Annotated in this window: 7 protein-coding genes and 3 pseudogenes; 5 read left to right on the plus strand and 5 right to left on the minus strand. The window is 41.3% G+C overall.

What is annotated here, in order from left to right; translation table 11 throughout:
• The first annotated feature begins 1 nt into the window (after position 1).
• The 3 genes from B9T16_RS20095 to cysE all read left to right on the plus strand — a co-directional run bounded on the left by B9T16_RS20095 (position 2) and on the right by cysE (position 2,716).
• The gene (locus B9T16_RS20095; protein WP_410245597.1) at positions 2 to 1,399 is read left to right on the plus strand and encodes a group II intron reverse transcriptase; all 1,398 of its coding nucleotides are present in this window, start codon (positions 2 to 4) and stop codon (positions 1,397 to 1,399) included.
• 127 nt (positions 1,400 to 1,526) lie between these two features.
• Complete coding sequence (locus B9T16_RS20100) at positions 1,527 to 1,826, plus strand: hypothetical protein (RefSeq protein WP_006616674.1); 300 nt, start codon at positions 1,527 to 1,529, stop codon at positions 1,824 to 1,826.
• A 104-nt stretch (positions 1,827 to 1,930) separates the two neighbouring features.
• The gene (gene cysE / locus B9T16_RS20105; RefSeq protein ID WP_006616675.1) at positions 1,931 to 2,716 is read left to right on the plus strand and encodes a serine O-acetyltransferase; all 786 of its coding nucleotides are present in this window, start codon (positions 1,931 to 1,933) and stop codon (positions 2,714 to 2,716) included.
• Here cysE and B9T16_RS20110 read toward each other — a convergent pair.
• On the minus strand, positions 2,713 to 3,276 hold the full coding sequence (locus tag B9T16_RS20110; RefSeq protein ID WP_410245598.1) for an Npun_F5749 family FMN-dependent PPOX-type flavoprotein: 564 nt from the start codon (positions 3,274 to 3,276) through the stop codon (positions 2,713 to 2,715). The two genes, cysE and B9T16_RS20110, sit on opposite strands and share 4 nt — an antisense overlap.
• Here B9T16_RS20110 and B9T16_RS20115 point away from each other — a divergent pair.
• Positions 3,275 to 4,340 (plus strand): annotated as a pseudogene (locus B9T16_RS20115) (tocopherol cyclase family protein). The gene B9T16_RS20110 and the pseudogene B9T16_RS20115 overlap by 2 nt on opposite strands.
• 1,711 nt (positions 4,341 to 6,051) lie before the next feature.
• Here B9T16_RS20115 and B9T16_RS20120 read toward each other — a convergent pair.
• The 4 genes and pseudogenes from B9T16_RS20120 to B9T16_RS20135 all read right to left on the minus strand — a co-directional run bounded on the left by B9T16_RS20120 (position 6,052) and on the right by B9T16_RS20135 (position 10,319).
• Positions 6,052 to 6,408 carry a hypothetical protein gene (locus tag B9T16_RS20120; RefSeq protein ID WP_006615909.1) on the minus strand — a complete coding sequence of 119 codons (357 nt, stop codon included), beginning with the start codon at positions 6,406 to 6,408 and terminating at the stop codon, positions 6,052 to 6,054.
• A pseudogene (locus tag B9T16_RS20125) lies at positions 6,408 to 9,093 on the minus strand (tail fiber domain-containing protein). Before B9T16_RS20125 ends, B9T16_RS20120 begins: the two are co-directional and overlap by 1 nt.
• A 45-nt stretch (positions 9,094 to 9,138) precedes the next feature.
• Complete coding sequence (locus B9T16_RS20130) at positions 9,139 to 9,489, minus strand: hypothetical protein (protein WP_410245599.1); 351 nt, start codon at positions 9,487 to 9,489, stop codon at positions 9,139 to 9,141.
• Positions 9,490 to 10,070: 581 nt separating this feature from the next.
• Positions 10,071 to 10,319, minus strand: a complete 249-nt coding sequence (locus tag B9T16_RS20135) for a hypothetical protein (protein ID WP_410245600.1) — start codon at positions 10,317 to 10,319, stop codon at positions 10,071 to 10,073.
• Between the two features lie 73 nt (positions 10,320 to 10,392).
• Here B9T16_RS20135 and B9T16_RS20140 point away from each other — a divergent pair.
• Positions 10,393 to 11,808 (plus strand): annotated as a pseudogene (locus B9T16_RS20140) (hypothetical protein); the annotation flags it as partial.

Below are 11,808 nucleotides of genomic sequence, written 5' to 3' on the forward strand. Positions count from 1 at the left end.
GATGAAAAAAGCTGGAATAGGAATACCCACAATCCAAGATAGAGCAAGGCAAGCCTTGGTTAAGTCGGCTCTCGAACCTGAATGGGAATCGAAATTTGAAGGCACAAGCTATGGGTTCCGTCCCGGACGGTCAGCCCAAGACGCAATTGGTAGAATCTATACTGCCATAAATCAAGGACAATACTATGTTCTTGACGCTGATATAGCAAAATGCTTTGACCGAATAAACCATGATTACCTACTGTCAAAAATTCATTGTCCAAGCAACCTAAAAAGAGACCTGAAACAATGGCTCAAAGCAGGTGTGCTAGACAACGGTGTATTTGAGGATACAGAATCAGGGACACCCCAAGGAGGGGTAATAAGTCCACTCCTAGCCAACATCGCACTGGATGGAATGATTAGGTTAATTGAAAAACTGTATCCCAAGAAAACAGATAATCGCCCATATGCGAATGTTATAAGATACGCCGATGATTTCGTGGTAATTTCAAAAGAACTAGGAATCATTGAACAGTGCAAAACTGCTATTTCTGAATGGCTAAAACCTGTAGGACTAGAAATAAAACCTGAAAAGACTCGAATCTGTCATACACTCAAAACTATTGAATATGGCGGTAAGACAGAGAATCCAGGGTTCGACTTTCTAGGATTCAATATCAGGCAATACCCAGCAGGAAAGTACAAATCTGGGAAAAAAGGTGGGGCAACAAGACGAATAATCGGACATAAAACCCACATAAAACCTAGTCAAAAAGCAGTTAAAGCCCACACAGAAGCGATAAAAGGTGTAATAAAACAATACAAAACAGCACCTCAATCAGCCCTGATAAGTAGACTAAATCCAATTATTCGGGGATGGTCAAAYTATTATTCAGCGGTAGTCTCAACAGAGACCTTYRWTAAGCTAGACYWCATAATYTGGCAAATGWTWCGGGCATGGACAGTATCAAGATGYGGAAAGGCAAGTYACGAAAAACTAAGTAATTATTTCAGACATGGAACAATTAAACTTAGCAATGGGAAAGAAAGATACGAAAATTGGCTGTTCCAAACCAAAGATGGGATTCATCTATTCAAACATAACTGGACTCCAATTGTCAGACATACCCTAATACGCCCTGACGCAACACCATACGACGGAAATTGGACTTACTGGGCAACCAGGAAAGGACAAGCAATCGATACACCAAATAGGGTAGCAAAACTACTCAAAAAGCAAAAAGGTAGATGTACCTGGTGCGGGCAATACTTTACCCCATCAGATTTAATTGAAATAGACCACATTGTACCTAGAAGCCATGGCGGAAAGGATGAATACAAGAATATTCAATTATTACATCGCCATTGTCACGACGATAAAACAGCTCTTGATGAAGAGATGATGCTGTACTCTTAACAAGGAGACGGTCAAACTAGGAGCCGTATGAGGTGAAAGTCTCAAGTACGGTTTTGAATGGGAGGGGTAGACCGTGAGGTCTATCTCGACCCCTAATAGCCCCATAACTGACAGCTTAAATTTTCAGATGAAAGCACAAGAGCTAATCCCCCTCAGCTTATTGATAATAACTGCGATCGCCCCCGTTTCCGCCCAAACCACCGAAACCACCGACAACAGCCGTGAGTCCCTCAGTCCAGTTAATCCCGTTGTAGTGAACCAACCAAAAGCGATCGCCCAAATTGACCAAGCGACATTAAGGAACGCTTGTTCTAGCAAAAACTTTGACCTATTACCAATTCCCTTTTCTGATGTATCCCCCGACCATTGGGCTTTTGAGGCAATAATGAACCTATACTACTGCCTCTGTCCCTCAGTGAAATTATAAAGCCCTGGTAAAATTGATCACATCCTGACATTTAAACTTTTGTATTAGCCCCTCATCCGTTAACATAGATAAGTAATTTGTTTAACAGAAACTGGTTATTGATTGTGCTAAAGACCCTTCGAGCCGACTTTCGCATTATCTTCGATCGTGACCCCGCCGCTCGGAACTGGCTAGAAGTCATGTTCTGCTACCCCGGTCTGCAAGCGTTGCTATTTCACCGTCTCGCTCACTGGTTGTACTGTATCGGTTTACCCCTAATTCCCCGTCTGATATCTCACCTGTCCCGATTTATTACCGGCATTGAAATCCACCCCGGGGCTACCATAGGTCAAGGCGTGTTCATAGATCATGGTATGGGTGTAGTCATTGGAGAAACAGCCATTGTCGGAGACTTCTGCTTAATTTACCAAGGCGTAACCCTCGGTGGTACAGGTAAAGAAAGCGGTAAACGTCACCCCACCCTAGGGGAAAATGTAGTCGTCGGAGCCGGAGCCAAAGTTCTCGGTAATCTCCAAATTGGTAATAATGTCCGCATTGGTGCGGGTTCCGTAGTCTTGCGCGATGTTCCCTCTAACTGCACAGTAGTAGGGGTTCCCGGTCGCATTCTTTACCGCTCCGGTGTCAAAGTTAACCCCCTTGAACATGGTAGTTTACCTGACTCGGAAGCCGTAGTGATTCGGACTCTGCTAGATCGCATTGAAACCCTCGAACAGCAAATGGAATCCTTACAGCAGGAAAGGGTACTCATGGTTGAACAAATCCCTGTAGCAGCCGGTTCCTCAACCTCTAAAGGACAATATCAAACCTTAACTACCCAAGAAGGTAATAACCTAAGCTGTCGGATTAAAAATAGAGCCATCCAAGAATTTTTAGACGGTTCTGGTATTTAAGGATTGACCGCCCTCCCCTTACTCGTGCCATGACCTTGAATATCATAAATGGTCCGATTCTGGGGCTCACCACGCAATTGTAAATGATCCACCCGCTCCGGTGTTAGCAGCAAAACTGAAAAGTTGGGGGGTGGCTGTTGGGGAATGGGGTCGGGAGGGTCAAAATTAGCGTTTGGCGATCGCTTTTCACCAGGGTCTGGCCAGAAAAATTGACTTTTGGCTGCCTCTGATAACTCCTGCCAACTCTGATAACATAGATGCTCTGTATACCCTACTATGGTTAACTGACCAGAGATACGGAACTGTTCCCGGGTTTTGGGAAAATACCAGCAAGCCTCAGCCCAAGGATTTTCGGCAATTTCTATCACCTTTTGGCTGCGGGTGTCCGTCACAAATTTCAGGCGATCGCCCTTAGTCATAAACCCCCTAAATACTACCGTCCGATTAGCCGGTCGTCCGTCCAGGCGAACCGTCGCTAACTGTAAAKAACGGGAATAGGAAAGGCTACGGTTTCGGTGCATAGCCGCCACCAACGCTAATCTCCAGACAGGAGTTTTCATGATTGCCATGTTTGATTTCAAACCCATTACTCTATCTACCCCCCACAATGGTTATCACTGGGAAGGCGGCGATCGCCGTTTTTTTGAAGGCTGGTATTATCGGGTCACTCTCCCCGAACCCCGTCAAACCTTCGCCTTCATGTACTCCATTGAAGACCCCAGCGGCGGACAACCTCACAGTGGCGGTGCCGCCCANAATTTTAGGACCAGATGACCAGTACCTCTGTCGGACTTTCCCTGATGTCAATAAATTCTGGGCATCTACCGACACCCTAGCCCTAGGTCATTGGGGAGACACTGACCTAAAATCTGCCCCTGGATATCTCGACTCTCAACTATTTGATCGCCATATTCATCAAGGATATCAGGGAACTGATACCCACCATCAAGGTAGCCTTAAAGATGGAACCCGTAACTGTAGTTGGGAATATACTATCACTCCCGTTTATGGGTGGGGAAAACAACAGTCAACCGCCGGCTGGCTATCATTTCTGCCTATTTTTGAACCGGGATGGCAAATATTAATGGCTCACGGTTGGGCTACGGGCTCGATTGACTGGAATGGCACACTCTATCAGTTTACTAACGCCCCCGCTTACGGTGAGAAAAACTGGGGCGGCGCATTTCCTCGAAAGTGGTTTTGGGTTAACTGCAACTGTTTTGACCATATTCCTGATTTGGCTCTCACAGCAGGCGGCGGAAAGCGATCGCTATTGTGGTGGATCGAGTCCGTCGCTATGGTCGGTATTCACTATCGCGGTCAATTTTATGAGTTTGTCCCCTGGAATGCTCAAGTTCACTGGCAAATTGCACCCTGGGGAGATTGGCACATTCAAGCTGACAACGGACAGTTTCAAGTTTCCCTCCAGGCTACCACTACCTACCCCGGTACTCCTCTACGCGCCCCTACTCATCATGGCTTGCAATTCTGCTGTCGCGATACTATGAAAGGTGAAGTAACCCTACAACTCCGACAACAGCGACGCTTAATTCTGGAAGCCCATAGTTCCCTCTGTGGTCTGGAAACTGGAGGCGGTCCCTGGGATGAAACCTGGGTTCATTGATAGTTATGTTAAGTTTTGTAACAAAAAATTAAGCAATGTTAAAAAAAATCATTTTTTTGGGGAGGGGGTAGCTTTTTTGCTTGACTCATGCTACTATTCTAAAATAATCGGAATATTGACAGCTTTTTTATTTTGGCAAATATCCAATTATTTAAGAGTATGTCAATATCATACCAGAAATCCCCGGCTTTTGTCAACCCCTTGGGGCTAACTTGGCGGGCAAATTTTTTAAAATTGTCTAAAAAATCAACATATAAGCACGAGAATCTGTTACCATAGAGTAAATGACTGGGGCTGTGGCTCAGATGGATAGAGCAAGCGCCTCCTGAAGAATCGGGCACCATGTGGGGAAACCCCTTGTGTGAATGTGGTCAAACTCAAGGAAGCCTAAGTTTATGTGAACCATGAATAAGGTAATCTTGAGCCAAGCTCTAACCCCTACGGTTGGAGAAGGTGCAGAGACTGGTTTTGGGAGTTGGATTAAACGACTTCTTGAACATAACGGCCACCACCTAAGAGCATTCTATGAGTGCTTATGGTGAAGGGATAGTCCAGAGAGTGGGGAAACTCACACAAATCTGAAGCGCTAGGTCGCCGGTTCGAGTCCGGCCAGTCCCGTTGCCTTTAAACCCTTATCCTAACGGCGATAGCCGGGAAACACTCAACCCGATAGTCGTACCTAATTACTCAGATATTACTCACAATCTAGTCCTAGCATAGGAAAATAATTCTGTCAATAGGATGATTACTCAGTCAACAAGCACAACTTAATCAATCTGTCAAATATCCATATCACCCCCTAACCAAACACAGATAGGGTAACTCTCTCGTGATAGCAGTCAATAGCAAGCCTACCGGTTCGTTCCTCACCATTGACTGCTATCACATCGTTCGTTTCCCCAATAGTGCTTGTTTCGGTTAGGGGGAGGGTATGGCTCAAATTTCAAAACCCATAGGGAACCCACTAGGGGAGTCAATACACCCATAGGGGTAGTCAGATTATTGGGGGTTTGAATATTGGGGAAATTTCTCTGAGCATTTAGAACCCACTACCAACAAAATGCGATCGCATAATCACGACTAACCTGGCTATGACATACTGAAGCGATACCCCCAAACAACTTTTCAACTGGTGACTTGTTTCGTCATCTCTCGCTGATACCTACATAATCCTCAGCAAGTCTCCAATTTATAGGGGTATTCATTTCGTTCAAAACCCAGTACCCCTAATAAACACCCTAAGCCAAAATCTTAGCCGTAGGTTGTAGGTAAAGCTATCTGTTAGGGGTAAAGTAGTTCTGGGTATTATCTGGACATGATAGGGTAAGCATTCATATAAATTTTTAACAGTCCGTTGCAACAGTCCGTTAGCCAAAAAATAAATAGACACCCCCATAGTCAGAAACCATAGGGGACCATTTAAGTTATTGGGGTAGCTGTTAGGTGTTAGCTGTTAGGTGTTAGGGTTTACGCCAACCATCATCATCAATATCATCTCTGTTGATTGGGAGATGGGGTGATTGCTTTTTATCTTCTAACTGTTTTTTACCAACTATCTGAACTAACTAATTTTTCAAAAACTCAAATAATATGTCTAACTTTTTATTGTTTAAATCTAGTTTAGACTCAATTATTTTATTGCCTATCAATGAATCAATGCCCAAATAAACAATAACAGTGATCAATAACAGAACCTCTAGTATTATTATACTCATTGCATTAATCTCCAAAAATAAAGGGTAAACCATTTAATCCTCTCCCAGGGTTCAAATATTGAGTAAAAATTACTATATGGTGGTGATTCAATTATTTGATATTCATTTAGCCAAATAGTTTCACGTTTAACCATCATATTCTGCTTCACATCATTGTATGTGTAAAATTTTAACCATCCTGCCATTTTCAAATAAATAGAAACCTGGTCTGCATCAAATAATATCCTCACAAATTTACTACCTGATATATCTGGCAATTGTTTACTTCCGTGTGGGGTATCATCCTCTTTGATAAAGTATTGGTTGTAAGCTAAAAACCAATTAGTTTCAGATATATCATATTTGTTAGACATTATCTCACCGGCTTGATTACATTATCGTTATCCGTGTCACACCATAAATCACCTACACTTAAACCTGTAGGGCTTGTCGGTAAATTACTGATATTAACATTTGTAGATGCTGTTGATTTACTTAGTGCCTCTAATTTTGGGGATAATTCTTGAATACCTGCCACTAATAAAGGAACTAATTTTTCATAAAGAATCGTCAGATAATCTATGTTTTTTTCGTCAAATTCAGGGCTATATGTGTGGTCATTTTTAACCAATTCAACTGCATCAGGATAAGACTGTTGAACCTCTTGTGCGATTAAACCTATTTTTGTTTATTGTGTAGAAAATCCATGGCTGCTAACTCATTATATTTAAATTCAATTACATTTAATTTTTTAAGTAAATTTAAGCCATTAATACTCTGAGCACAAACTGTTTTAAGTCTAATATACGAAGAACCTTTAACATAATCTCCACTATCGTTAATCAAAGATACGTTTGTGTGTTCTACTCTAAATCTAGTATGTACTCCAGATGATGAAAGAGTTGAGCTCTTTATAAAATATGTCTGCCCGTTATATAATTGTATTGAATATCTATCGCTAGGAGCAGTTCGCCAAACATCGCTTTGATGAAAATTAATACCATGATATATAAATACTCTAGGATTAGCATCTGCTTCTAATTCTATAGAATAATTCCCTTGATGAGAAAACGCCCAGCTATTGGCTCCAACTCTACTATTTAGTACTAAAGCCGTAATTGGATTATCTCCTATCCGGCGGATGTCAAACCCCCTCCAAACATTAAAATAAATAAGCATATTTCCATCAGGAAAACTTTCATTAGTTGCAAAAGTTACTGGATTATTTGTTATGTTAAATGTTTTAATTCCTGTTAAAGTTTTATTACCTGTAGTTCTAACTACAGTTGAATCTACATTAATTGTTCTATTAGCTGCTAAAGTTCCTCCTCCGGATCAACCATCTCCTGCTGTTAATGTAATATTTGAATGTGTGTGCGTTGTGGGAGTCCTAGCGTCAGATAATCTACTATCATTACCTTGACAGGCTGTGCCTGCTTGCCGTAAGCAACTGCCCATGTTGTTGCAGCACTCCCATTAAAATTATTTCCAGTTAATCCCGTACCATTTGTTAATGTATTAGGAGTATTGGCAGTTATTGTTATATTGGCACTACCATTAAACGAAGTCCCATTAATTGTTCTAGCAGTTTGAAGCGTGGTTGCAGTTGCTGCATTACCTGTAATATTAGAGCTTGTAAAAGCTAATTGTTGCCAGCTACTCCAGACTGCATTTACACGATTTCTTTGATAAATATCTTCTCCTCCAAAAGGTATCATTGTTTGAGAAATCGCAGAATTCTTATGTCTTTGTACAGTACAAAAACGCCATGAACTTCCCGGACTTTGATTTAAAAGAGAACTCCCTTGAGCAAAACCTGTTGTTAACACATCATTCCAATCTCCTGTTACAGTTATTGAAAGATTTGGTAAAGCACCAATTTCTGCTAAACTCCAACTTACATTTCCAGAGCCGTTTACTGATTTGCCTGTAGAACCAATTGTTAAAGTCCGAGCAGTTCCCCAGTTTACAGTAGTAATATTTGCTGTTCCATTAAAACTTGTTCCATTGATTGTTCTTGCTGTTTGAAGTGCTGTTGCTGTTCCGGCGTTTCCACTTATTGACCCGGTAATTAATGAATTAAATGTTTTAACTCCTGTCCATGTCTGATTCCCAGTTGTAATTATCCCTGAATTAGTTGCACTAGCTGTAGGTAAAGTAACATTAGTTCCTGTTGATGATGTAACTACAGGACCTGCTGTTGTTCCTGCTGTTACTCCTAAATTAGTTGCTACATTTACTTGTGCGCCTGCGGCTATTCCATTCAATTTAGATTTATCAGCAGAAGTTAATAAACCGGCGATGCTCGTCGTAGCTGCTGGAATAGTAGCGTTAGTTCCGGTACTGCTTGTTACCGTCCCTTGGGCTGCCCCGGTAGTGTAGCTTAGGTTGGTGGAAAGGCGGCTATCATCACCACGACAAAATGTATTTGCCGTGCTACCGAAAGTACCGGTAGTAACAGCGCCTAATGTGGTGGTAATTAACGGTAAATTAGCCGTAGAACCTATAGTTCCGGTATTGCTAATGTTACCGTGTGTATGGCTAGTTGGCGTTCTAGCATTTGATAATCTGACATCGTTACCTTCGGTTACAGTTCCAGTAGTTGTTCCGAAGTTTTTATGAAATGCTGTATTTTTGGTAAAAGTAGGCTCTTTACCGTCTAATGCACCTTGAAGTCCTGTAACATTTGCAATAGTATGTGTATGTTCTGATGGAGTAAACGTTGTCGGTTTACTTGTAACTTCAGACCAAGTAGGTAACCGTGTTGCGGTAGCAGGCGCACTACTGATGTCGCCCCATAGATGACCGTGACCGGATGGCGCGAACGTAGACGGTTTGGACGTTATTTCAGTCCAGCTATGGGAATGAGTAGATGTGGGGAAAGTGCCAGGTTTATTAGTAATATTATTCCAAGTTAACTGAGTTAATTTGACTAAATTAGTATTTGAGTAAATAACTGCTTGTATCCGTTCATTAGTTAAATACAGATTAACTTCACCTTCTGGCAAGTCATCGGTTGATTGCCCAAATTTACTAGAGTAAATGTTGAAATTAGTCATAACTGCCTCTATATTCATCTTAGGGGGGATTCCCCCTAATTATTATTAACCTACAGTAACAAATTCAATTAAAGTTATTGATACGTTAGCGCTAGATTCCGCGATAGCTTGTAAATCGCTACCACCAATTGTTAGCATAACTGTATCACCTGGTTTAACCGAAAATGCAGCGTCTGACACGCTATCGCCGGTAGGGTCTAAAATCAAATGAACGGGTATATTAGACGGGTTTTTGATAAATACATTACGCCAGTTTGTGTTAGCATTTTCTGCTACCAATTCGGCAACTGTATTAGCCGTTAAACTAATAGTGCTTGTAACGGGAGTACCTGGTATCTTAGCAGTAATATTGAGAGTGTCTAAATTTAAAACACTGCTATAAACTGAGAAACTCATAATCACCTACCTCTTAAATAATTCTATTGTAGTCGGTTAGTAAGTGATTGTCTGCTCTAACCCGACAATCTGCGAAACACTATCCTCTGTCATTCCATAGATGCTGGCAGTAGATTTTAACTCGTCATCCTATGCAGTATTAGGGGGTAGCCATAAACATTGACCTGGTATGCAATTGCTGATGTGTCCATGACTAAACCAAACCCCAACGCTACCCGTATTCTGCAAGTGTAAGCGATATCTGTAAGTATTGGCGGCGCGGATAAGTGTAGGGGTATTACCTACGGAAATACCAAAATTTCGGGTTGAGTTAATGATGGTGTTTTGGGTAAGGTATCAAGTTGGTATTCTGCCATACCAAAAATATTAATTTAATCATTATTGTGCAATTGATTTAAACATCTAGCTTTTCATACAGAATGTGAATCTATAGCTAATCCTTCTGTCTGATTGGTAATCAACTCAATCAATAGGTTTTCTGTGTGAATCCCCCCAGAATAAGGGAGTTTTACGATACCTAGATTTAACCYGTTTTCTGTTGCGAGGTTCCCATAAAATACCGGTAAGCTGATAGAACCTTGTCACACATCTTGTTTCTTTTGCCATCTTTGATAATAACTATATTCTGGATAAATTTTGGGTATTTTTGATTGATTGAGACTAGGGATATAGCACCTAGCATTCAAGCTAGAGACATAAGCGTAAGCGGTAATATCATAACGACATCTGTCAGTTATCAAGCCTTCTAAAATCGCGCCATTAAATAACTCTACGGCGTTATGCCAATTGCTGGCATTAATTTCCGTAGCCATATTTTTAATTCCCCTCATGGATAGTCCTCAATTATTTTGTAATATTATATAATATTTCTAATTTATTAATAGCCTTCAATAATTATTCAGCATGGTTAGAGACACTCTAAAAATTAGAGACACTCTAAAAATTAAAGATACTATTAGGTCAAGCACACCCAGGAATATTGGTAGGTCAGGAGGAGTAAGTTCAGGTTTAGCAGGAGATTTAGGCGACCAAACATCTTCAACAATGGACTTTGGTAGGGGTTTACCGTATGCAAGGGAAAGAGATAGAGGAGGTGTTCCCGGATTAGTAAATCCTTGGGACCCAATCACCAGAGTGCCGCGTGGAATTAACCCAGAAGACCATGGTAGGTGGAAAAGGGAAGATGATGCGCGGCGAGTAGACGAGGAACCACCAAAGAGAGATGAACCAAAGGGAGGTAAAAAACCACGCGGCGGCAGAAGTGGCGGTGGTGGTAGCGGGAGAAGTTTTGGGGGTCCTAATTCAGGTGACAAAATTGATGATGATAAAGGAAGGCGACCAGGCGATAGTTCAGATGATGATTCAGATGATGATTCAGACAATGGAAATGGCGGAAATGGCAATATCGGTTGTACCATAAAAGCTGATGAAAAGTACAGCGTTGAAGAGTTCGACAGACAAATGGGTAGCGGGGGATGCTGTAATCCTCCACCAAGTAGAAGTAGCATCACTTTTGTTAGTCACATGGGTTGGAATCCGAGGTGGGGGGAAACTCCTCAACCAACAGGAAGTGAGAGGTTTTTTATAGGCAAGGACGGTGGGAGTCTGAGTGGGCATACGGCGACCCTGATTTAATGTATGAAAGTGTAGGTGCATTTTGTGATTCGTGGATGGAATGCACAGAATTTGATTATGTAATTCCCAACTTTTCCGCGAGCACAAAAGATATCCCGCCAGGCATCGGAGGAGGAGAACCTGAAAATAAAAAAGAACCTGAAAATATACGAACGATAACAATACCAGATATGAACGAAGAATGTTGTTGCGGAATGATTAGAAGGATTTACGAGTTGCTAGACCCTGAATCCTTTCCGGCTGAAATGCCTGAAAAATAACGGTTAATGCTAATAATCCAGAGAACATAATTAAACGAATAAACACATTACCAGAATGGCTAATGTACAGATTTGACATCGATGATGAAAGATGGGGTGAATTTGAAGTTAAAGTAGAGATTGATGATGTCAATCTAATGATAAAAGCAGAAGAAAAAGCCGAAATAAAATTACCTAACTTAGCTGAATAAATTGCTGAAATATTTGGTATGGTCATGGAAATTTCTATCTCTCATCAGGTTACACAAAACGCTGTTTTAACGGCGTTATATGAAGCAGGTTTGGCTCACGCGGCAGCCTTTAAAGCTGGTAGTGAAGTATCTAAAATAATTGATTATTTAGAATTTGCTACTGAGAAAAAATACGCAAAAATTAAAACAGCCTTTACTCCAGAAGCTGATAATTTTGAGGAACTACTAGAACC

Origin of the sequence: Arthrospira sp. PCC 8006, from assembly GCF_046480465.1 — a bacterium.
Taxonomy (GTDB): Bacteria; Cyanobacteriota; Cyanobacteriia; order Cyanobacteriales; family Microcoleaceae; genus Limnospira; species Limnospira platensis.